The organism is Actinocatenispora thailandica (genome assembly GCF_016865425.1).
Lineage (GTDB): Bacteria > Actinomycetota > Actinomycetes > Mycobacteriales > Micromonosporaceae > Actinocatenispora > Actinocatenispora thailandica.
In genome coordinates this window covers 6,828,333-6,849,612 of the sequence record NZ_AP023355.1, presented here as the reverse complement: position 1 = coordinate 6,849,612, position 21,280 = coordinate 6,828,333, and the positions used below count along the sequence as shown (strand labels likewise).

The 21,280-nt window shown below is 71.1% G+C and carries 23 protein-coding genes; 17 read left to right on the top strand and 6 right to left on the bottom strand.

Going from position 1 to position 21,280, the window contains the following annotated elements; translation table 11 throughout:
• Positions 1–255: 255 nt before the first annotated feature.
• Positions 256–891 carry a helix-turn-helix domain-containing protein gene (locus Athai_RS30935; RefSeq protein ID WP_203964753.1) on the top strand — a complete coding sequence of 212 codons (636 nt, stop codon included), beginning with the start codon at positions 256–258 and terminating at the stop codon, positions 889–891.
• Here the strand turns inward: Athai_RS30935 and Athai_RS30930 are convergent.
• Complete coding sequence (locus Athai_RS30930) at positions 881–1,783, bottom strand: IS5 family transposase (protein ID WP_420829807.1); 903 nt, start codon at positions 1,781–1,783, stop codon at positions 881–883. The two genes, Athai_RS30935 and Athai_RS30930, sit on opposite strands and share 11 nt — an antisense overlap.
• Here Athai_RS30930 and Athai_RS30925 point away from each other — a divergent pair.
• Together Athai_RS30925 and Athai_RS30920 are read left to right on the top strand one after the other, a co-directional pair.
• Complete coding sequence (locus tag Athai_RS30925; RefSeq protein ID WP_203964752.1) at positions 1,776–2,177, top strand: Scr1 family TA system antitoxin-like transcriptional regulator; 402 nt, start codon at positions 1,776–1,778, stop codon at positions 2,175–2,177. The genes Athai_RS30930 and Athai_RS30925 overlap by 8 nt on opposite strands.
• A gap of 29 nt (positions 2,178–2,206) precedes the next feature.
• Positions 2,207–2,407, top strand: a complete 201-nt coding sequence (locus tag Athai_RS30920) for a DUF397 domain-containing protein (RefSeq protein ID WP_203964751.1) — start codon at positions 2,207–2,209, stop codon at positions 2,405–2,407.
• A gap of 104 nt (positions 2,408–2,511) precedes the next feature.
• Here the strand turns inward: Athai_RS30920 and Athai_RS30915 are convergent, their stop codons facing one another.
• The 3 genes from Athai_RS30915 to Athai_RS30905 form a co-directional block, all read right to left on the bottom strand.
• Positions 2,512–3,375, bottom strand: coding sequence for an RpnC/YadD family protein (locus Athai_RS30915; protein ID WP_203964750.1), 864 nt, complete (start codon positions 3,373–3,375; stop codon positions 2,512–2,514).
• A 136-nt stretch (positions 3,376–3,511) separates the two neighbouring features.
• The gene (locus Athai_RS30910; protein ID WP_203964749.1) at positions 3,512–4,990 is read right to left on the bottom strand and encodes a glutamate-cysteine ligase family protein; all 1,479 of its coding nucleotides are present in this window, start codon (positions 4,988–4,990) and stop codon (positions 3,512–3,514) included.
• A 353-nt stretch (positions 4,991–5,343) separates the two neighbouring features.
• Positions 5,344–5,922 carry a YceI family protein gene (locus Athai_RS30905; protein WP_203964748.1) on the bottom strand — a complete coding sequence of 193 codons (579 nt, stop codon included), beginning with the start codon at positions 5,920–5,922 and terminating at the stop codon, positions 5,344–5,346.
• Positions 5,923–6,017: 95 nt separating this feature from the next.
• Between Athai_RS30905 and Athai_RS30900 the strand changes: the two genes are divergently transcribed.
• The gene (locus Athai_RS30900; protein ID WP_203964747.1) at positions 6,018–6,551 is read left to right on the top strand and encodes a MarR family winged helix-turn-helix transcriptional regulator; all 534 of its coding nucleotides are present in this window, start codon (positions 6,018–6,020) and stop codon (positions 6,549–6,551) included.
• A gap of 95 nt (positions 6,552–6,646) precedes the next feature.
• Here Athai_RS30900 and Athai_RS30895 read toward each other — a convergent pair whose 3' ends face one another.
• On the bottom strand, positions 6,647–7,045 hold the full coding sequence (locus Athai_RS30895; protein ID WP_203964746.1) for a CBS domain-containing protein: 399 nt from the start codon (positions 7,043–7,045) through the stop codon (positions 6,647–6,649).
• Positions 7,046–7,372: 327 nt separating this feature from the next.
• On the opposite strand from Athai_RS30895, the gene Athai_RS30890 reads away from it, so the two are divergent.
• From Athai_RS30890 to Athai_RS30860, 7 genes are all read left to right on the top strand, one after another.
• Complete coding sequence (locus Athai_RS30890) at positions 7,373–8,092, top strand: phosphocholine cytidylyltransferase family protein (RefSeq protein ID WP_239157277.1); 720 nt, start codon at positions 7,373–7,375, stop codon at positions 8,090–8,092.
• 10 nt (positions 8,093–8,102) lie between these two features.
• Complete coding sequence (locus tag Athai_RS30885) at positions 8,103–8,831, top strand: CDP-alcohol phosphatidyltransferase family protein (protein WP_203964744.1); 729 nt, start codon at positions 8,103–8,105, stop codon at positions 8,829–8,831.
• A complete protein-coding gene (locus tag Athai_RS30880) occupies positions 8,828–10,111 on the top strand; it encodes an MATE family efflux transporter (protein ID WP_203964743.1) in 1,284 nt (427 codons plus the stop codon). Before Athai_RS30885 ends, Athai_RS30880 begins: the two co-directional genes overlap by 4 nt.
• A 153-nt stretch (positions 10,112–10,264) precedes the next feature.
• Positions 10,265–11,893: a serine hydrolase domain-containing protein gene (locus tag Athai_RS30875; RefSeq protein WP_239157276.1), complete on the top strand. Its 1,629-nt coding sequence runs from the start codon at positions 10,265–10,267 to the stop codon at positions 11,891–11,893.
• Positions 11,894–12,020: 127 nt separating this feature from the next.
• On the top strand, positions 12,021–12,590 hold the full coding sequence (locus Athai_RS30870; protein ID WP_203964742.1) for a YdeI/OmpD-associated family protein: 570 nt from the start codon (positions 12,021–12,023) through the stop codon (positions 12,588–12,590).
• A 53-nt stretch (positions 12,591–12,643) separates the two neighbouring features.
• Positions 12,644–12,943: a type II toxin-antitoxin system Phd/YefM family antitoxin gene (locus Athai_RS30865; RefSeq protein ID WP_203964741.1), complete on the top strand. Its 300-nt coding sequence runs from the start codon at positions 12,644–12,646 to the stop codon at positions 12,941–12,943.
• Positions 12,940–13,221: a type II toxin-antitoxin system RelE family toxin gene (locus Athai_RS30860; RefSeq protein ID WP_203964740.1), complete on the top strand. Its 282-nt coding sequence runs from the start codon at positions 12,940–12,942 to the stop codon at positions 13,219–13,221. Before Athai_RS30865 ends, Athai_RS30860 begins: the two co-directional genes overlap by 4 nt.
• Here the strand turns inward: Athai_RS30860 and Athai_RS30855 are convergent.
• Complete coding sequence (locus Athai_RS30855; RefSeq protein ID WP_203964739.1) at positions 13,206–14,426, bottom strand: glycosyltransferase family 4 protein; 1,221 nt, start codon at positions 14,424–14,426, stop codon at positions 13,206–13,208. The two genes, Athai_RS30860 and Athai_RS30855, sit on opposite strands and share 16 nt — an antisense overlap.
• 107 nt (positions 14,427–14,533) lie before the next feature.
• Here Athai_RS30855 and Athai_RS30850 point away from each other — a divergent pair, with 107 nt between their 5' ends.
• The 6 genes from Athai_RS30850 (at position 14,534) to Athai_RS30825 (ending at position 21,197) form a co-directional block, all read left to right on the top strand.
• On the top strand, positions 14,534–15,397 hold the full coding sequence (locus Athai_RS30850) for an Fpg/Nei family DNA glycosylase (RefSeq protein ID WP_203964738.1): 864 nt from the start codon (positions 14,534–14,536) through the stop codon (positions 15,395–15,397).
• Positions 15,398–15,638: 241 nt separating this feature from the next.
• Positions 15,639–17,123 carry a sugar transferase gene (locus tag Athai_RS30845; protein WP_203966501.1) on the top strand — a complete coding sequence of 495 codons (1,485 nt, stop codon included), beginning with the start codon at positions 15,639–15,641 and terminating at the stop codon, positions 17,121–17,123.
• A gap of 75 nt (positions 17,124–17,198) precedes the next feature.
• Entirely contained in the window at positions 17,199–17,843 is a 645-nt protein-coding gene (locus Athai_RS30840; protein ID WP_203964737.1) for a flavin reductase family protein, read from the top strand.
• 48 nt (positions 17,844–17,891) lie between these two features.
• Positions 17,892–18,425 carry a flavin reductase family protein gene (locus tag Athai_RS30835; protein WP_203964736.1) on the top strand — a complete coding sequence of 178 codons (534 nt, stop codon included), beginning with the start codon at positions 17,892–17,894 and terminating at the stop codon, positions 18,423–18,425.
• Between the two features lie 517 nt (positions 18,426–18,942).
• A complete protein-coding gene (locus tag Athai_RS30830) occupies positions 18,943–20,091 on the top strand; it encodes an LCP family protein (protein ID WP_476692260.1) in 1,149 nt (382 codons plus the stop codon).
• Positions 20,092–20,183: 92 nt separating this feature from the next.
• A complete protein-coding gene (locus Athai_RS30825; RefSeq protein ID WP_203964734.1) occupies positions 20,184–21,197 on the top strand; it encodes an LCP family protein in 1,014 nt (337 codons plus the stop codon).
• Positions 21,198–21,280 lie beyond the last annotated feature (83 nt).

Here is a 21,280-nt window from a genome sequence, read left to right as displayed (position 1 = left end):
CGGGCCCCGCTTTCTGACCGACACCGGCCGGCTACCACAGGGCACAGGCACGGTCCGGCCGTCGTCATCGCGGGCGTCACAGGACCGCCAGGTCCAGTTCGAGGCCTGCGGACACCCATCAAACGTCACGCCCGGTCATCTTGTCTGTCGATAAGCGTCACGTCCGACAGTCAGGACAATACCTGGCTTCTAGAAATACGCAAGTAGCGGATTTCTAGTGTCGTGAAGAAGCCAGATCGTGACTATGCTGCGGAGATGGTCACCAACCGATCCGGTAACCCGTGGACGAGCCCGACGCTCAACCGTCGCCGCCTCGCGTTGACGCTGCGAAAGCTGCGGGAGAACAAGGGCATGCGGGCCGTTGATGCCAGCCACCAGGCTGAGCACGAAGGATCGTGGCTCTCCAAGATCGAGCGTGGGGAAGTCCGGCCAGGAATCAATGACGTCAAGGCCCTGCTGGAAATCTATGACGTGCCAGGGGACCATCGGCCAGCCCTCATCGAGATGGCTCGTGGCGCGAAGAAGCGTGGGTGGTGGCAGCCGTTCTCCGGCGTCTTGCCGGATTGGTTCGTAGACTTCGTTGGCTTGGAGTCCAACGCCACGGTGCTGAGGAACTACGAATGCCAGGTCGTACCGGGGCTGCTCCAGACCGAGGCGTATGCACGCGCGACGATCGCCGTAGCGCCTGTTCCGGTCCCTCCGGACGAGACCGATCGGCTCGTGGCACTACGTATGGAGCGACAGAAGAACCTCGATCGGCCCGACCTCTCCCTCCTGGTCGTCATGGACGAGAGCGTGGTCCTGCAACAGATCGGCGGACCAGGCGTCATGCGGCAGCAGGTGGAGCATCTGGCTGAGAGGCTGTTGGGTATGCGGGTGATCACGCTGTGAGGTGAGCTTCGATGGTGGCCCGGCAGGCTGCCTCGCGTTCGGTGGCGTTGGACCATCGGATGCTCTGACCGGCCAGGCGGGTGGCCATCAGCCGGATCATCGCTATCTTGATCATGGCTTCGGAGTTGGTGGCCAGGCGTTCATAGTCACGGGCCAGGCGCCGGTGGCGGACCAGCCAGCCGAAGGTTCTCTCGACGACCCAGCGACGCGGTAGCACCTGAAAGCCCTTCACGTCGTCGGTTCGCTTGACGATCTGGAGCACCAGGCCCAGTTTCTGTCGAGCCCAGCCGATCAGGCTGTTGTCGATCGAGTTGGCGTAGCCGCCGTCGGCCCACACCAACGCGATCGAGCAGAATCGTTGCGCCAGAACGGAAAGCACTGTCCTGCCGCCGGGCCGGTCCTGGACGCTGGCGGCAGTGACGCCCACGACCAGCAGCAGCCCCAACGTGTCGACCACGATGTGGCGTTTACGGCCCGTGGTGCGTTTACCGGCGTCGTAGCCGCGGTGCTGGCCGCCTTCACTGGACTTGATCGACTGGGCATCGATCACCGCCGCCGACGGGTTGCATTCACGCCCGGCACGCTGGCGGACCTGATCGCGTAGCGCGTCATGGACCCGGTCCCAGGTGCCGTCGGCGATCCACGCCCGATACCAGCGGTACGCGGCGTCCCAGGGCAGCAGATCGTGCGGGATCATCCGCCACTGGCAGCCTGAGCGCACCACGAACAAGATCGCGTCCAGCACCAGCCGATCACCGTACGTGCGCGCCGCGCCGCCCTTGCTGCGGTCTCGCACCGGCATCAACGGCTCGATCAGCGCCCACACCGCATCGGACAGGCTGGACGGATAGCATGAGCGGCGGTCATCCCCGCCAGCTGAACAGTTGCACACACAACGCGATCCTGGCGGGGATGATCTTGTTTTCCAGCCGACGCGCCGGCCGCCATCGCGCCACCACGCCCCGCAGTCAGCCGGCTACCCAACAGCCTCTGAGGCGGCGGAGCGGCCCAACGTCGACATTCAGATCAAGACGTTCAGCGCCGGGGTCGGCCTCGACGGCAGCTTCGTGGTGATGGACTTCCCGCCGCCTCCCGAAGGGTTTCCCGCTGTCACTGCGTACGACAGGGTGGTCTACGTCGATACGCTGGTTGGCGCGCTGTGGCATGACGACCCACAGTCCGTTGCCGCGTATACGGCGGCGTTCGAACAGCTCGGGCGTGCGTCACAAGCGACTTCCGACACCGTCGATCGACTCCGTAAGCTCGCTAAGGCAATGGTCGATTAGACCTGACGAACTCCAGAAAGGAGGGCCGGGTGGCAAGTCAGGACCTCACCCGTGCCCTATGGCGCAAGAGCAGCCGGAGCGGCACGTCGGGGAACTGCGTCGAGGTGGCGTCGAACCTGCCTGGTGTTGTTGCCGTTCGGGACAGCAAGGACCCGAGCGGGCCGGCGCTGGTGGTCGACCCGCGGTCGTTCGTGGCGTTCGCGGAGGCCGTGAAGACCGAGCACCTGTAGCGAGCCGCGACAGGCGCCCCCGGCCGAATCCGGCCGGGGGCGCGTCGCCTGCTGCCCTGCCCGCAGCCCGGCACCCCATCAGGCCGTGAGCGGAATCCGTACGGTCAGTCGAAGACCTCGTCCAGCGAGGCGGCGTTAGCGGCGCGCCGGAGCCAACGGTCGAGTTGGTCGACATCCGTGCAGCCGTCGAGCCGACGCCGGATCTCGTCGGAGACGACCCACCCACGGGCATCGAACAACATCAGCAATGCGGCGGCCTCCCCCTCGGCGCGCCCCTCGGTGCGCCCCTCGGTGCGCCCCTCGGCGCGGAGCCGGCGGGCGTAGTCGCTCTGGAATTCGAAGGTGTGGGTGGACATCTTTGCCTCCAGGTAGCGACGTGCCGCCTCGGGCAGCGCCGCGAGCATGATTTCAATGTAACGGACGGCCAGGTCGGGGTCGATCGTGTCGAGCGCGACGTTCGCCGCGTCGAGGGCCTGTCGGCAGTCCGGACCGGCCGCATGAGCGAGGCCGGACAGCACCGCCAACTCTGCGGTGTCCGACTGAACGGGGATCTGGTTCGGGCCGGCCACCAACGGTTGCAGCATCCAGCCCGGATGGCCCAACTCGATGGGTTCTCCACACCATGCTGCGGCGCGAGTGTCGGGGCAGACCACGAGCAGCGCGACCGGGCACTGAAGTCTGGCTCGCAGCGTGGCCAGATAGACCGGCCAACTCCATCGTTTGGCCGGGTCCCGCCGCAGCTGGACCTCCACGACGACCGACAGGACCGGCCGGTCGGCCTCGCAGAGGGTCACGACCGCGTCGGCCCGGTATTCCGTGTGCGGCAACTCGTTGGTTTCGCCGGCATCCAGACGCGCATTGTGCCAATCGGGCACCTTGACGCCGAGCACGTCGCCGAGCAGCACGGCCGCCAGGGACGGATTCTGGTGAAAGACCGCAATCAACGCTTCATGCATGACAGAAGGCATGAACGTGACGTTACAAACACGGTACGACAAGAGCCGCGAACGGCGATGCATGCAGAAGCAGTCGGTCGCAGGGGCATGCTCGCGGCTGCCTGCCCACGGCCCGGGTACCGCCAGGCTGCGAACGGGATCCGTACGGTCAGCCGATCGGCCAGGTGTGCACCGGTTCGCCGCCGCGCATGTGCTCGCAGTAGCGCTGCAGCATCGCGGACAGCGCCTGCTGCCGGTCGAGCTGCCGGTCGTCCTCCAGCTTCGCGACCGTCTCGGCCTGCCACTGCGCGCCGTTGAGGCCGGTACGGCAGCGGCCCTCGATGATGCCGAGCAGCCGGTCGCGTACCGCCGGGTCGACGCCGAACTCGTCGAGTCCCTGGTACGCCAACGGAAGCAGGTGACGCAGCACCAGCTCGGTGGCCGACACCTCGCCCAGCGCCGGCCACAGCAGCCGCGACTCGATGCCGTCCCGGGCGGCGGTGTGGAAGTTCTCCTCGGCCGAGCTGAACGTCATCTGCGTCCAAATAGGACGGTCCTGTTCGCACAGCTGCCGGACCACACCGTAGAAGAACGCGGCGTTCGCCACCATGTCGGCCACGGTCGGCCCGGACGGCAGGACGCGGTTCTCCACCCGCAGGTGCGGCCGGCCGTTCATGATGTCGTACACCGGGCGGTTCCACCGGTAGACGGTGCCGTTGTGCAGCCGCAGCTCACCGAGCTTGGGCACGCCACCGGCGGCCAGCACGTGCTCCGGGTCCTCGTCGTCGAGGATCGGCAGCAGCGGCGGGAAGTAGCGCACGTTCTCCTCGAACAGGTCGAAGATCGAGGTGATCCACCGCTCGCCGAACCACACCCGGGGGCGCACCCCCTGCGCCTTCAGCTCGGCCGGCCGGGTGTCGGTGGCCTGCTCGAACAGGGCGATCCGGGTCTCCGCCCACAGCTCCCGGCCGAACAGGTACGGCGAGTTGGCGCCGAGCGCGCACTGCACGCCGGCGACCGCCTGCGCGGCGTTCCAGGTGTCGGCGAACGCGTCCGGTGCGACCTGCAGGTGGAACTGCAGGCTGGTGCAGGCGGCCTCGGGAACGATCGAGTCGGTCATCGTGGTCAGCCGTTCCAGGCCACGGATGTCGATGCTCAGGTCTTCCCCGCGCGCCTGGATGATCTGCTGGTTGAGCTGGTGGTACCGCTCGCCGCGGGACAGCGCCTCGGTGCCGGTCTGCTCCTCGCGCAGCGTCGGCAGGGTACCGACGAGGCACAGGTGCGCGCCGATCTCGCTGGCGGACTGCTCGGCGCGGGCCAGCCGGCCGCTGATGTCGCGCCGGTAGTCGTCGAAGCCGTCACCGGCGATCAGCCGGGGCGCCACGTTGAGCTCCATGTTGAACCGACCCAGCTCCGGCTGCAGCATCGGGTCGTCCACCCGGGCCAGCACGTCCGCGTTGACCATGGCCGGGTTCGCGTCGTCGTCGACCAGGCTGATCTCGACCTCCAGCCCGGTCAGCGGCTTGTCCGAGTCGAACGCGAAGTCGTTGAGCATCAACGCGAAGACGTCCAGACAGCGGCGCACCTTTTCCCGGTAGTGCTGGCGATCCTGGCGGGTGAACGTGTGCGTGTCGAACTGCTTACCCATCGGTCCTCCCGCGTCACCCGATGTGGTGCGAGTCAACCGTAACCGGACGGTCACCGGGACGCTACAGCCGTTCGAGCCGGCAGCGCCTCGACCGATCCGGCAGCATCCCCCGGCGCCCGCGTCGCCCGGCCGTTCCCCCTGGTACCGGGCGTGCCTCCCGTCTCGCATCCGGTGTCCGGGCCGGGCCGTACTGTCGGGACGCGGACAGTTTCGTGCCCGCCGCGCCCGGTGGGTAAACCCGCGCCCGCCGAGAGCGGCACCGTCGCGGGCGCGAGCCGCGGAGCCACCGGGTCCGGACACGCCAACGGCGCCGCAGGTGGGGGAGCGTGCGGCGCCGTTGCGTGGACCGGGGGTCAGGAAGCGGCGACCGCTTCGCCCTCGATCTCGATCTTGACCTGCTTGCCGATCATCACGCCGCCGGTCTCCAGCGTCGTGTTGTACGTCAGGCCGAACGCCTCGCGGTCGATCTCGGTGGTGGCGGTGAAGCCGAACACCTGATGCCCGTACGGGCTGAGGGCCACGCCCTCCAGCTCGACCTTCAGCTCGACCGGCTGGGTCACGTCCTTGATGGTGAGCTCGCCCGCCAGGGTGAAGACGTCGCCCCGGTGCCCGGTGATCCCGGTGCTGGTGAACGTCATCTCGGGGTACTTCTCCGCCTCGAAGAAGTCGCCGGTGCGCAGGTGGTCGTCGCGACCCTGCTGGCCGGTGCTGACACTGGCGATCTTGATGGTGGCGGCGACGCTGGACCGTGCCGGGTCCTCGGCGACCGTGATGTTGGCGTCGAACTCGCCGAACTGGCCCCGAACCTTGCTCACCATCATGTGCTTGACGACGAAGCCCACCCGGGTGTGCGCGACGTCCAGCGTGTAGTTGCCGGGCTGCGGGATGGTGGTGCCGTCCCACTCGCGGGTGGCCAGGGTGCTCTCGCTCATGTCCTCGTCCTCTCCAGGCGCTGGCAGTTGTACTTGCCTCAACAACAATCTACTCAGCAAATATTTCGTTCGTCAACTACTGCTAGCCTGGAGGCATGACGAAGGAGGTCTTCGCGGACCCGCGGATCACTGCGATGGGGCTGCTGAACGAGGTGCACGCCGGGCTGAACGAGAAGTTCCAACCGTTGCTGGCGGCGCACAAGCTCTCGCTGGCCGAATTCGACGTGTTGATCCGCCTGGCCCGTTCCCCCCGATACCGGCTTCGGATGAGCGACCTGGCCGCCCAGACGATCCTGTCCACCAGCGGTGTCACCCGGGTCGTCGACCGGCTCGAACGCGACGGCCTGGTCGCCCGGGAGACCTGTCCGAGCGACCGGCGCGGCTTCTTCGCGGTGCTCACCGAGGCCGGTCAGGACCGCGTCGAGCGGATCCTGCCGGAACACAACGCGCTGATCGAGACCTGGTTCACCGGCCTGCTCGACGCCGACCGGCTGGCCGCGCTGGAGGACACCCTGCGCACCGTGCGCGACGCGGTCCGCCCCAGCTCGACCGCCGGTGTCACCGGCGAGGTCGAGCGCGCCTGCCTGGAACGGCCCGCCGAGCCGCAGCACGCCGCCGCCGGCGACTGACCCGGCCGTGCTCCCGCGCCGCGACCCCGGCGCCGGCGACGCGGTCCGGGATCCCGTGGTGGTCGGCGCGGGCCGCCCGGCGATCGGGTGCCGGCTCAGGCTGTCGTACGAAGGTCCGCGGCGGCCCGGGACCAGTGCCGGATGATGTCGCGTACCGACAGGATGCCGACGACGTCGTCGTGCTCGATGACGATCAGGTGCCGGAACCCGCCCCGGATCATCGCCTGGGCCGCGTCGATCAGGGTCCACTCCGGACCGGCGAACACCAGGTCCCGGGTGTGGTGCGACTCGACGGTCTCGACGTCCGGGTCGAGCCCGGCGCCGATCGCGCGCAGCACGTCGCGCTCGGTCAGGATGCCCGGCCCGTACGCGTCGGGATCGATCACCACGGCCGCGCCGACGCCGCGCTGCGACATCAGCGCGGCGGCCTGCCGGACGGTGTGACCCGGACCGATGGACACCAGGACCGGGTTCATGGCCTCGCGTACCTGCATGGCATCTCACTCCATTCACCGCAGCATCGACGATTCCGAGCAAAGCTGACATGCCGGGCGCTGTGCTCCCCTTACCGGTATTGTCCCGCCCGTGGCGCAAGTCACAAGGGTTTCGACTCGATCGGGGTCGACCTGCCCGTTCGGGCCCGGGTCGGCGGTCGGCGGAGGCCACCGAGCGCCGGGCGGTACCGTCGCGGGATGCCGCCGCGCGCCGACGGGCCCGGTACCGGGCCCCAGGCCGGCAGTGCGGACCGAGATGCACGGATGGTCACGGATCGGCGGGGATATCCTCGCCCGAGTGATCGGTCAGTCGAAGGGAGCCGGGACGTGCCGCTCAATGTCGTCATCCTCGCCGCGGGAATGGGCACCCGGCTGGGGCGACCGCACCCCAAGCCGCTGACCAGGCTCGCCGACGGGCGCACGATCCAGCGCCAGCAACTCGACCACCTGCGCGCCGCCTTCGGTGACGACGCGCACGTCACCGTCGTGGTCGGGTTCAAGAAGGACCTGATCATGGAGGAGTCCGGCGACCGGGCGAGCTTCGTCTACAACGAGTCGTACGACCAGACCAACACCTCCAAGAGCCTGCTCAAGGCGCTGCGGCTGTCCCCGCCCGGCGGGGTGCTGTGGATGAACGGCGACGTGGTCTTCGTGCCCGGCCTGCTCGACGAGCTGCGCCCGGCGATCGACGCCGACCGCAGCTTCGTCGCGGTCAACACCGAGAGCGTGGCCGACGAAGAGGTCAAGTACACGCTGGACTCGGCCGGCTACATCGCCGAGCTGTCCAAGAAGGTGGTCGGCGGCCTCGGCGAGGCGGTCGGCATCAACCACGTCTCCGCGGCCGACAAGGCGACGCTGATCGAACACCTCGAACTCGTCGACGACCAGGAGTACTTCGAGGGCGGCATCGAGGGTGCCATCCGCACCGCCGGGATGAAGGTGTCGGCGATCGACATCTCCGCGTACGGGTGCGTCGAGGTCGACTTCGAGCCCGACCTGACCAAGGCCAACGAGCTCGATTCGACCGAGCCCGGTGTCCGGGACTGAGACCCGGCTCGTGCCCGAGCCGGAGACCGGGCCCGCGGCGAAGCCCCGGCCCACCGCGGCCGACTTCCTCGCCGTCAACCGCGGCGGCGGGCTGTTCACCGAGACGTTCGACCAGCGGCTCGGCGCCGTGTTCGCGCTGGCCGCGTACCGGCTCGGGCTGCCGCCGACCGCGCTGACCGCGGCCAACCTGGTCATCGGGGTGGCCACCTCGGTCGCCGTCGTGCTCACCGCCGGCCCGGTCGCCGCCGGCCACCTGCCGGCCTGGCTCGTCGGCGTGCTGGCGTTCCTGATCTGGCACGTGGCGTACGCGCTGGACTGCGCCGACGGGCAGCTCGCCCGGGTGGCCGGGACCGGCAGCGCGGCCGGCGCCCGAGTCGACGTGCTGGTCGACGTCGCGGTGCAGATCTCGCTGGTCGCCGCGGTCGGATCGGTGGCGGTCGCGCAACGGCCGAGCACGCCGGTCTGGCTGGTCGCGGTCTTCGCGTCGTCCTGGATGATCAACCTGGTCACCTCGGTGATGGCCAAGGAAGGCACCAACGAGAGCCTGGTCAGCTCGTCCTCGCTGCCGGTGCGGATCGTCAAGCTGATCCGCGACTACGGCGCGATGCTGTTCCTGATCGGCCTGGTGATGGCCGCCTGGCCGGCCGGGATGATCTGGGTGATGGTGCTGTTCGCGGTGGTCAACTGTCTGTTCCTGGCGGCGAGTGTCGCGGCGGCGGGGCGGGCCAGCCTGCGGTGAGCGGGCTGCGTGGCCGCACCGTCGCCGGCCTGGCCGACCAGGCGCTCGTCGCGCTGACCACCGCCGGCACCGGCCTGCTCGGTACCAGCGTGCTGCCGGTCGGCGAGGCCGGCCTGATGCTGTACGCGGTGGCCGTGCTGATGTTCGTGCAGGGGCTCGGCCGCGCGTTCGTCGGCGACGTGCTGCTCGCGCACGTACCGCGGTTCGCCGCCGCCGGCGACCGGCACCGCCAGTTCGCCAACGCGCACGCCACCAGCGGGTTGCTCGGCCTGCTCGGCGTCGTCGTACTGCTCGCCGGCTGGCTGCTCGGTCCACGGCACTACGTCGGCGACCTGGTGTGGTGCGCGCCGTTCGTGCCGTCGATCCTGCTGCAGGACCTGGCCCGCTACACCTACCAGAGCCGCGGCCGGCAGTCCCAGGCGCTGATCATCGACGGCTGCTGGGTGATCGTGCAGGGCACCTGCGTCGCGGTACTGCTGCTGACCGGGCACGTCGGTGGCGGCCCGCTGATCGCCTGCTGGGGGATCGGCGCGACCGCCGGCGCCCTGGTGTTCTACGGCCGGACCCGGATCAACCCGCTCGCCGGCCGGCCGGCCCGATGGTTGCGCGACACCCGGCACCTGCTCGGCTGGTTCACCGGGACCGGGGTGCTCGCGCAGCTGACCACGCTGCTGATCGCCAGCCTGGTGCAGGGCATCCTCAGCGCCACCGCCTACTCCGGGCTGCGACTGGTGCAGATCGTGGTGCTGCAGCCGGCGCAGAGCTTCACCATGGCGCTCAACGGGTTGCTGGTGCCGCGGGCGTCCGCGCTGGCCGGCGCCGGGGACCCGGCCGGGCTGCGCCGGCAGACCCGTACCGTGCTGGCGGTCAACGCGGCGATCGGTGCCGGCATCGTCGCCGTCGCGGTACCGCTGGCCCATCCGGTGCTGTCGCTGTACCGGTCCGGGGCGTACCTGCCGGTCGCGGCGATCGCGCTGCCGATCGCGTTGCAGGCCTGCCTGTACCTGCTGCAGATCCCGTTCACCGTGGCGATGCGCGGGATGCACCGGGCCCGGATGCTGTTCGCCCAGTACGTCGTGTACTCGTCGGCGACGCTCGGTGGGCTGGTGCTCGGCGCGCTGCTCGGCGGGTTGCCCGGGGCGGCGTGGGGGCTGATGTCCGGCGCCGCGGTCGGCACCGCCGTGCAGGCCTCGCTGTACCGGATCGCGGTGCGCGCGCTCGCGACCGTCGCCGGAACGCCGGGTGCGGTCGCGGGTGGGTCGGGCGCCCTCGCCGGATAGCCGCTGCCGTCGCCGCAGGGGCCGATGCCGAGGCGGGTTCCGTCGCCGGGGGACCGGGCGCCGTCGCTGACCGGGTGGGTGCCGAAGCGCGGTGCCCGCTCCGGCGAGCCGGCACCGGGAAAATCGGTGGCCGGGCGGACGAGAATTCCGGGTGTGAGAAGCGATCGGGTGTTGCCGCGGGCGGCGGCGGGGACTGCCGCCGACGGGGTGTCGGCGCTGTTGGAGCGGGTTGCCGCGGCCGGGGTGGAGTGCCACTCGCTGATGGTGGTGCGGCACGGGCACGTCGTCGCGGAAGGCTGGTGGACGCCGTACTCGCCGGAGCGGCCGCACCTGCTCTACTCGCTGACCAAGTCGTTCGGCTCGATCGCGGTGGGGCTGGCGATCGAGTCCGGCCGGCTGCGGCTGGACGACCGGATCGTCGACGTGCTGCCCGACCACGTACCGGAGTCGGTGTCGCCGCGGGCCGCCCAACTCACCGTGCACCACCTGCTGTCGATGACCACCGGGCACCGGTCGGACACGCTGGAACGGGCCTGGGCGCTGGAACCCGACGACCTGGTGCGCGGGTTCCTGCGCCTGCCGCCGGACGAGCCGCCCGGGGCTCGGCACGCCTACGACAACACCACCACGTACCTGTTGACCCGGATGATCGAGCGGGCCCTCGGCCGTACCGTGCCGGATCTGCTGGCGGAGCGGGTGTTCGGCCCGATGGGCGTGACCGACGTGACGTGGGAACGGCTCCGCGGTGGCGCCACGTTCGGCTTCCACGGCCTGTACCTGACCACCGAGGCGGTCGCGGCGTTCGGCGAGTTGCTGCTGCGCGGCGGCCGGTGGCAGGGCCGCCAGCTGATACCGGCCGAGTGGGTCGCGCTGGCCACCCGGCGGCACGTCGGGACCCGCCAGTTCGCGGACGGGACCCGGGAGGCGGACTGGCTGGTGGGCTACGGGTACCAGTTCTGGCGGTCCCGGCACGGCTACCGCGGCGACGGTGCGATGGGCCAGCTCTGCCTGGTGGTACCGGAGTACGGCCTGGTGGTCGCGGTCACCGCGGCGACCTGGCGGACCCAGGTCATCCTCGACGCCGTGTGGGACTGCCTGCTCCCGGCGCTGGACGGCACGCCGACCGCGGCACCCCGCGGGGCGGGCCCCGGCCCGGCGAACGATCCGGCCGCGATCCCCGACGGCGCGGGCGGTGGCGCGTCGGACGATCCGGCCGCGAACGCGGGTGGCTCGGCGGACGGCCCGGCGCCGGACCGGCTCGGGCCGGCCGCGGTGGCTCGGGCGGAGCGCGAGCTGGCCGACCGGCTGGCGCGGCTCGCGCTGCCGCCGGTGCCCGGCGAGCATCGCCCCGACCGCCGCGCCGCCGCGACCGTCGCCGCCGACGACACCGCGCCGGCGTCCGCCGAGCCCGGGCCGACGGGGCCGGTACTGCCGGCGGGGTCGTCGATCGGGGTCGAGCCGCGGCCAGGTGGTTGGACGATGCGGATCGAGGCCGGTACCGAGGCGTTCGAGGTACCGGTCGGGCACGGCGACTGGTGGTCGAGCGCGCCGCTGGGGCGCCCGGTGGCGGCCGCGGGCGCCTGGCAGGGTTCGGTCTTCGTGGCCGACCTGGTCGTGGTCACCAGCCCGAGCCGGGTCCGGGTCACCGTCGGCCCGGCCGGCGCGACCGTGGCGTGGAATCTGGTACCACTGGTCGGGCCGCCGCTGCTGCCGCAGCTGCGGGCGCCGCTGGTCACCCGCCCGGACCGGTCCGGCGTGCCGGACCTGCCGATCGACCGATAGTGCCGCCCGGCCCCGCCGGCGGTGCAGGCACGGCGAGCAGCGAGGCGCCGCCGCCGAGGTGAGCGCGCGGCAACCGGCTCGGCCCGAGCCGGGCGGGTTGTCGGACCGGGGCGGTACGGTCGGCGGCATGGACGAGGAGGAGCGCAGCTTCGCCGACCAGGCGGAGTGGGCCGACTGGCTCGCGGCCGAGCACGAGACCGCGACCGGGGTGTGGATCCGGTTCGCGAAGAAGGCGACCGGTCGCCCCACGGTGCGCTACGACGAGGCGCTGGAGGAGGCGCTGCGGGTCGGCTGGATCGACGGTCAGGTGCGCCGCATCGACGACGAGTCGTACCGGCAGCGCTGGACCCCGCGCGGTCCGCGCAGCAAGTGGTCCAAGCGCAACCGCGCCAAGGCCGAGGCGCTGATCGAGGCGGGCCGGATGCTGCCGGCCGGGCAGCGCGCGATCGACGCCGCTCGCGCGGACGGCCGGTGGGACGCGGCGTACGACGGGCCCGCCGGTGCGACGATCCCGCCGGACCTGGCCGCCGCGTTCGAGCAGCAGCCGGCGGCCGCCGAGTTCTTCGCCACCCTGGACAGCCAGAACCGTTACGCAGTGCTGCACCGCATCCAGGACGCGAAGCGGCCCGAGACGCGGGTCCGCCGGATCGAGAAGTTCGTCGCGATGCTCGCCGCCGGCGAGAAGATCCACCCCTGAGAAGGGGCCCGTGTTGGTCGATATTCAGACCAGCACGAGGTAACATCAGGACCATGACGATCGCAGCGACGCCCGTGCCTCTGTCGGAGGCCAAGGCGCATCTTTCTGAACTAGCCCGTCGAGTGCGTCGGGAGCACGAACGCATCACGTTGACCCGCAACGGCGAGCCCGAGGCCGTGTTGCTGTCGACTGACGATCTTGAAGGGCTGGAGATGACTCTGGAGATCCTGGGCAACGCTAACGCGGTCGCCCGGATCTCCGAGAGTTTGGCTGAACTCGGCCGTGGAGACGAAGGGGTGGATCTCGAAACTATGCGTGCTGACCTGGCCCGCCGCCGAGCCACCGGCGCATGAGCTCTGACGATCCATACCGGGTTCGCTTCCAGTCGTCCGCCCGCCGCGCGATCAGCCAGCGCCTCCCCGAGTCCGTGGCTGCCGCCGTGCTGGAGTTCTGTGCCGGCGCCTTGGCTGCCAACCCGCATCGGGTCGGCAAACCCCTGTTCGGCCCGCTAACCGGTTGTCATGGCGCGCGGCGCGGGACCTATCGCATCGTTTACCGCATCGACGAGAGTGCGCACACGGTGCACGTCCTCGACGTGGATCATCGGGCAGACATCTACCGAACGTCCTGATTGGTCGCCGTGGCGGTGTCCGCGGCGACCTCCTCGTACAGGTCGATGAGCCGGCGCAGCAGCACGTCCGGGGCGAACGCCGTCTGGTAGCGGTGCCGGGCCGCGGGCCGCAGCGGTGCCGCGCGCAGCCGGGCCATCGCGAGCGCCTCGGCCAGCGCGGCCGGTTCCGGCTCGACCACCCAGCCGGGCGCCGGGTCGGCCGGCTGGTGCGCCGGGTCGAGCCCCAGCAGGTAGGGCGTGCCGCCGACGTCGGTGCCGAGCACCGGCCGGCCGCTGGCCAGCGCTTCCAGGATCACCGTCGGCAGCGCATCCGCGTACGTGGAGGGCACCACCACGACGCTCGCCGCGCGGATCAGCCCCGGTACCACCTCGGTGTGGTCGACCAGGCCCAGGTACTCGACGTCGGCACGGGCGGCGGCCACCGCCTCGACCCGGCCCCGCAGCGGGCCGTCGCCGGCGATCCGCAGCGTGCCGGCATCGCCGTCGGCGTGCCGCTGCCAGGCGTCCAGCAGCAGGTCGACGCCCTTCTCCGGGGTGAGCCGGCCGAAGAACAGGAAGCCGTCGCCGGTGCTGTCGTCGAGCGGCCCGGGGTCCGGGATCCCGTTCGGCTTGACGGTGATCTGCTCGTCGGTGATGCCGAACGTCTTCAGGTGGTCGGCGAGGTGCGGAGCGAGCGCCACGTACCGGTCGACGCTGCGCCAGGTCGGCCGGTGTACCGCCAGGGTGGTCGCCATCACGACCGACTGCGCGGTGGACCCGCGGTAGCAGGAGTGCCGGATCGCCGGCGTCGGGAAGCGCCTGCCGAGGCAGTCGTGGCAGGGATGCCCGTCCCGGAAGTAGGTCGCCGCGGCGCACACGTGCCGGTAGTTGTGCACCGTCTGCACCACCGGCACCCCGTGCCGGTGCGCGGTCCGGACCACCCACGGCGACAGCAGCGGGTACGGGTTGTGCAGGTGCAGCACGTCCGGGCGTTCCCGCCGGATCAGCGCGGTCAGCTCGCGCTGCGCGCCGGCGTTGTAGATCGGCGAGAACGGCAGCAGCGCCTTGCGGGCGGCCGGCAGCGCGGCGATGTCGTCGGACCGGCGCAGCAGCGGGAGCACGGTGATGCCGGCCGCGGCGAGCTGCCGCGACTCCGCCTCGACGATCTCGTTCTCCCCGGACGGCTGCGCCGAAGAGTAGAGGTTGTGCGCGATGACAACCTTCATACCGGTTTTCCCCTGCCCGCTCGCCGACCAACCGTGCGTCCAGACCCTACCGACCCGTTTTGCCCGACCGGTTGGACGGCGCCGCGTCGACCTGCTGAACTGGACGGATGCCGGAGTTGCCGGAGGTCGCGGCGTTGGCCGCCTACCTCACCGAGCGCGCCGCGGGGCACCGGGTCGACCGGGCCGACCCGGTCGCGTTCAGCGCCCTGAAAACCTACGACCCGCCGCTGTCGGCGCTGGTCGGCCGCGAGCTGGCCGGCGCCGGCCGGCACGGGAAGTTCCTCGACGTCCGCTTCTCCGGCACGCCGGAGCTGCACCTGGTGGTGCACCTGTCCCGGGCCGGCTGGCTGCACTACCGCGACTCGCTGCCGGCCACCCCGCCGCGCCCCGGCAAGGGCCCGATCGCCCTGCGGGTACGCATCGACGACGGGTCCGGCTTCGACCTCACCGAGGCCGGTACGCAGAAGCGGCTCGCCGCCTACGTGGTCACCGACCCGTTGCAGGTACCGGGCGTCGCGCGGCTCGGGCCGGACGCGCTGGAGGTGCCCGCGGAGCGGTTCGCCGAGCTGCTCGCCGGTACGCACCGTCAGATCAAGGGGGTGCTCACCGATCAGCGGACGCTCGCCGGCGTGGGCAACGCGTACTCGGACGAGATCCTGCACGCCGCGAAGCTGTCCCCGTTCGCGCTGTCCGACCGGCTCGACGAGGCGGCGGTGTCCCGGCTGTACGAGGCGATGCGGGCGGTGCTGACCGATGCACTGAAACGAGCCGTGGGGCAACGCTCCGCAACATTGAAGGCAGAAAAACGATCCGGATTGGCGGTGCACGGCCGGGCCGGTCTTCCCTGCCCGGTTTGCGGTGATACTGTCCGTGAGGTGTCGTTCAGCGACACCAGCCTTCAGTACTGTCCGACGTGCCAGACGTCCGGTCGGCCGCTGGCCGACCGCCGGATGTCCAGGTTGCTGAAGTGATCAGGTGAGCGACGAGCGGCAGCGTCGCGCACGCCCGGCCCGCTTCGGCGGCTCGGGCCGGTTGCGGCGGTCGGGCGGGTCACGGGGAGTACACAGCAACCCGTGGCACACTGATGGCCCTGACGATCACGGTGCGCGGGGTGCGGGAGGGCACACAGAGGTGACCACGAGCCTCGAACGGCCGGACACCACACCGGGCCAGGCCAAGACGGAGCCCGCGACGACACGAGCGGCGCGGAAGATGTCACCGAACGGACACGACAACAACGGCATCACCCGCTCCTTCTGGCTGCGCGACCGGAAGCGCCGGCCGAGCTGGGACCGGACGTACGCGCTGGTGCTGGCACTCGTGGAGCTGATCCTCACCTCGCTCGGCGGGCTGACCTCGATCCTGGTCACCGACCACCCGGACGCCGGTTTCAGCGACGGCTTCACCGTGCACCCGGTCTCGATGTACGTCTGGGGGCTGATCGTCCTGCCGCTCGGCTGGTCGATCACGTTCTGGGGCAGCCGTGCGTACGAACGTCGCTACCTCGGCATCGGGACCGAGGAGTTCAAGCGGGTCGTGCGCGGCGGGCTGATCGTCGTCGCGGTCGTGTCGTTCGTGGTGATGGCGTTCAAGTACGACCTGTCCCGGATCTCCGTCGGTACCGCGCTGCTGACCGCCTTCGGCTACGTGCTGTTCGCCCGCTGCGTCGCCCGCATCGTGCTGTACGTGATCCGTCGCCGCGGCGGCGCCTCCCAGCAACTGCTGCTGGTCGGCACGCTGCCGGAGGCGATGGAGGTGTACCGGGCGATCACCCGCAACCCGAACGCCGGGCTGGTGCCGACCGGCATCTTCCTCACCGAGGGCCGGGCCGGCGCGCGCGGCGTCGAGGCGCCCGTCCCGCTGTACGCGGGGCGCGACCTGATCGAGGTGGTCGGCGAGATCGGCGCCGACACCATCGCGATGTGCGGCACCGCCCGGCAGGAGGAGGGCGGCCTGCGCAAGCTGGCCTGGCAGCTGGAGGGCACCGGCATCGACCTGGTGGTGGCGCCGCAGCTGACCGACGTCGCCGGCCCCCGGGTGCACATCCGGCCGGTCGAGGGCCTGCCGCTGCTGCACGTGGAAGAGCCGACGATCTCCGGCATCGGCTGGGTGGCGAAGAACCTGCTGGACCGGGTCGCCTCGGCGCTCGGCCTGCTGGTGCTGTCCCCGCTGTTCGCCGTGATCGCGATCGCGATCAAGATCTCCGACCCGGGCCCGGTGTTCTTCCGGCAGCCGCGGGTCGGCCGCGAGGGCAACCAGTTCCAGGTGTGGAAGTTCCGCACCATGTACTCCGACGCCGAGGAGCGGCTGGCGCTGCTCGCCGACCAGAACGAGACCGACGGGCTGCTGTTCAAGATCCGCAACGATCCGCGGGTCATCCCGATCGGCCGGTTCCTCCGCCGCACCTCGCTGGACGAGCTGCCGCAGCTGATCAACGTGCTGTTCGGGGAGATGTCGCTGGTCGGCCCGCGGCCGCTGCCGGCGGAGGACGGCGACTTCCTCGGCGACGTACGGCGCCGGTTGCTGGTGCGGCCCGGCATCACCGGGCTGTGGCAGGTGTCCGGCCGCTCCGACCTGTCCTGGGACGACGCGGTCCGGCTCGACCTGTACTACGTGGACAACTGGTCGCTCACCTTCGACCTGCTGATCCTCTGGCGCACCCTCGGCGTGGTGCTGGCCCGCCGCGGCGCCTACTGACCCGGCTGCCCGCTTCGACTCCCGGCGCGGAACGCTTCGGCGGGCGCCGAACGGTCCGCGTCCTAGCGTCGCCGCATGACCGAAGCACCGACCGCCCCGGCCCCCACCCAGTCGCCCGGGCCGCACCTGACCATCGAGCCGAACATCCTGTACTTCGGCACCCCGGTGGTGCTGCTGTCCACCGAGAACGCGGACGGTACCGCCAACCTGGCGCCGATGTCCTCGGCGTGGGCACTCGGCCGTACCGTCGTGCTCGGCCTCGGCGCCGCCGGCCAGACCGCGGTGAACCTGGCGCAGCGCCCCGACCTGGTGATCAACCTGCCCGGCCCGGCGCTGTGGCGGGCGGTGGAACGGCTCGCGCCGCTCACCGGCCGCGACCCGGTGCCGGCCGCCAAGGCCGGCCAGTTCCGGTACGAGCCGGCGAAGTTCGCCGCCGCCGGGCTGACACCGGCACCGGCCGAGCTGGTCCGGCCGCCGCGGGTCGCCGAGTGCCCGCTGCAGTTGGAGGCCCGGGCGGGGCGGGTGCGGCCGGCGCAGGACGAGTCGTTCGTGATCGTCGAGGCCGACGTGCTGCGGGTGCACGCCGCGGCGGAACTGGTCGTACCCGGCACCGACCATGTGGATCCGGCGCGGTGGCAACCGTTGATCTACAACTTCCGGCACTACTTCGGGCTCGGAGCGGAGCTGGGGCACACGTTCCGTTCCGAGACCGCGAGCTGACCGGCCGTACCCCGTCGGTCATCGCCGCGGGCGGCAGAGAATGGCGGGATGGACGAACCCGGTGCGCAGATCCACGCCGAGCACCCGTACGCGACCCCTGCCGGCCAGCGCGACCCGCTGCGCCGGTTCCGGGGCCGGCTCGCGGTACCGGTGACGCTGTGGACCACCGGGGCCGGGCGTGGCCGGGCCGGGCTGACCGTCGCGTCGACGCTGGTCGTCGACGGCGACCCGGCCCGGCTGGTCGGCATGATCGACCCGGACAGCGACCTCGCCGACGCGATCGAGTCGACCGGCCGGTTCGCCGTGCAACTGCTCGGCGACCGGCACCGGGTGCTGGCCGACCGGTTCGGCGGCCTCGCCCCGGCGCCGGGCGGGCTGTTCGCACAGCAGGACTGGACGGACACCGAGTGGGGGCCGGTGCTCGCCGCGGGCACCAGCTGGCTCGGCTGCCGGTACGACGGGGCGGCGGAGGTCGGCTGGAGCCGGCGAATCGACGCGACGGTGCGGCAGGTGACGCTGGCCGCCGACGAACCGACCCTGGTGTACCGCCGTGGCCGCTACCTGACGGTCGGCACCCCCTGATCGCGTCCCGTCCGATCCGGCCCGCTACCGGAGCCGCGGGCGGCATCGGGTGGATCCGCCGAACATCGGCGCTTTCCGGGACTTTGGTCCCTGCGGTGGAACGCCGGCCCTGATTAGGTTCGATTGCGTGCCTCTCGGCTCCCGGGGCCGCCGGCACGCATCACGACGCACCACCGGGGGCCCGCCGCCGGCCGGCGGGTGTGGGTGTGCAGACAGGTCGTCGCGGGGCGGTCGGGTGGTCCGGGGGGACCAAGCACGGTGGGTCCCGGCCGCCCGGCGGCGACCGCCGCGCCGCGAAATTCGCAGCAACCTCTGAGGTACCGCCGGCTTCCCGGGCGTCTTCGCTCGTCAGCGGCATGATCGCGAGCCGCGGCAGCTGTCCGATCTGCCGGTACTGTCGTCGTGGCGCCATTCGTACCGGGACTACTGCCCGTACGCTGGGTCCATGGCTTCCACACCCCCGAACGCGCGCGGCTCCGCCCGGGTCCGCTCCGGCCGGACACCCGGCCGCGAGGGGATGTCGCACGGCACCGTGCCGCGCAGCTACCTGGGCGGGCAGAGCCGCCCAGCCCGCGGCTCGGCCCGGCCCGCCCCCAGCGGCGGCGGCCCCGGCGGCCCACGCGGCCCGCGGCGCCCGGGCGGTGGCGGCGGGGGCGGCGGGGGCAACCAGTACCGCGGCAAGCGCCGGCCACGCTGGGGCCGGCGCATCCTGGTCATCGTGCTGGCGCTGGTGGTGCTGGCCGGCGTCGGCACCGTCGGCGTCTGGGCGTACGCCAGCTCGCTGGACAGCAAGCTGCACCGCACCGACGCGTTCGCCGGGTTGACCGGCGGCCGGCCGGCGAAGAAGGTCGACGGCGCGCAGAACATCCTGATGCTCGGCAGCGACATGCGCACGAGCTGGAAGAAGAGCGGCGAGAAGCCGCGCACCGACACGATCATGCTGCTGCACATCGACGCCGACCACAATCACGCCTACGTGGTCTCCATCCCGCGCGACACCTGGGTGTACGTGCCGGAGATGAAGGGCGCCAACGGCGGCGGCACCAACGCGAAGATCAACGCCGCGTTCGCCTGGGGCGGCACCCCGCTGATGGTCAAGACGGTGGAGGGTTTCACCGGGGTCCGGATCGACCACGTCGCGATCATGAACTTCCAGGGCTTCCAGCAGGTCACCGACGCGCTGGGCGGGGTCCGGATGTACGTGGACCAGACGATCACGTCGATCCATCCGCCGCACCGCAAGTTCACCAAGGGCTGGCACACCTTCGACGGCGCGCAGGCCCTCGACTACTGCCGCCAGCGGTACCAGTTCGCCACCGGCGACTTCGCCCGGCAGAAGCACCAGCAGCAGTTCCTCAAGGCGCTGCTGAACAAGGCGGCGAGCAGCGGCACACTGTCCAACCCGAAGAAGCTGAACGACTTCCTGCAGGCGGTCGTCAAGGTGATCCAGGTGGACAAGAGCTTCCAGCTGATCGACGAGGCGGTGCAGTTCCGCAACCTGCGCAGCAACGACATCACGTTCCTGACCAGCCCGAACGACGGCACCGGCACGATGGACGGGCAGAGCGTGGTGCTGTCGGACAAGCAGAAGGCGTCCTCGCTGTACGACGCGGTCACCAACGACAGCGTCGCCAAGTGGTTGAAGGACAACCCTCAGAAGAAGTAACAACCCGCACTTCCGAGACGGAGCGCGACGGCCCCGACACACAATGACTCGTGCCGGGGCCGATCGCTGCCCCGGCGACGGGGAGGCGGGCCGTGGCCAGGGCGCGGACCGGGCGGGACGGGCGGCGCAAGTCGCCGCTGTGGGCCCGGTTGCTGGTGTGGGTCGGCGCGGTGCTGCTGGTGCTGTCCGGCGGCACGATGGCGGCCGGCGCCGCGCTGCTGCACCGGTACGACAGCAGCGTGCACCGGGCGGACCTGATCGACGGGTCGTCGGGGCACGAGGTGATCGACGGCGCGTTCGACTACCTGCTGCTCGGATCGGACAAGCGGCCCACCGACACCACCGGTGACCTGGGCCGGTCCGACACGATCATGATCGCGCACGTCACCGCCGACCACCGGCACGCGTACCTGATCTCGATCCCGCGTGACCTGTGGGTACCCATCGACGACTGCGGCCAGGGTGCCGGTTGCACGGCGAAGATCAACGCCGCGTACGTCTTCGGCGGGCCGAAGCTGACCGCCCGTACCGTCGAGCAGCTCACCGGTGTGTCGCTGGACGGCATGGTCATCGTCAGCTTCCAGGGGTTCGACCGGGTCGTCGACGCGCTCGGCGGGATCCGGCTGTGCGTCGACGAGCGCAGCAGGTCGATCCACACCGGACGGCTGTTCACCGTCGGTTGCCACCACTTCACCGGCGCCGAGGCACTCGACTACGTGCGGCAGCGCGAGGACCTGCCGGACGGCGACTACGGCCGGCAGCGACACCAGCAGCAGCTGATCAAGGCGGCGGCCGGGGAGGCCGAGCGCCAGGGGCTGTCGTCGAATCCGGCGAAGCTGGACCGGGTGATCCGCGCGGTCGGCGACGACCTCACCGTCGACACCAACGGCACCCCGCTGCCCGACCTGGTGTTCTCGCTGCACAACATCTCCGGTTCGGACATCACCATGCTGCGGCTGCCGGAGATCGACGGGTACTCGCCGGACGGGCAGGCGATCCAGCAACTCGACGACACCGGCCGCAGCCTGTTCACCGCGATCCGCGAGGACGATCTCGCGACCTGGGCGGCGGCGCACCCCACCCTGGTCAACAAGAACGCCGGTTGACGGTGCCCGGGTGGCCCGCTGGCGGTGCCCGCGTGGCCGACCGGGCGCGGTGCCCGCCTGGCCGGCCGGTCCGGCGCGGTATA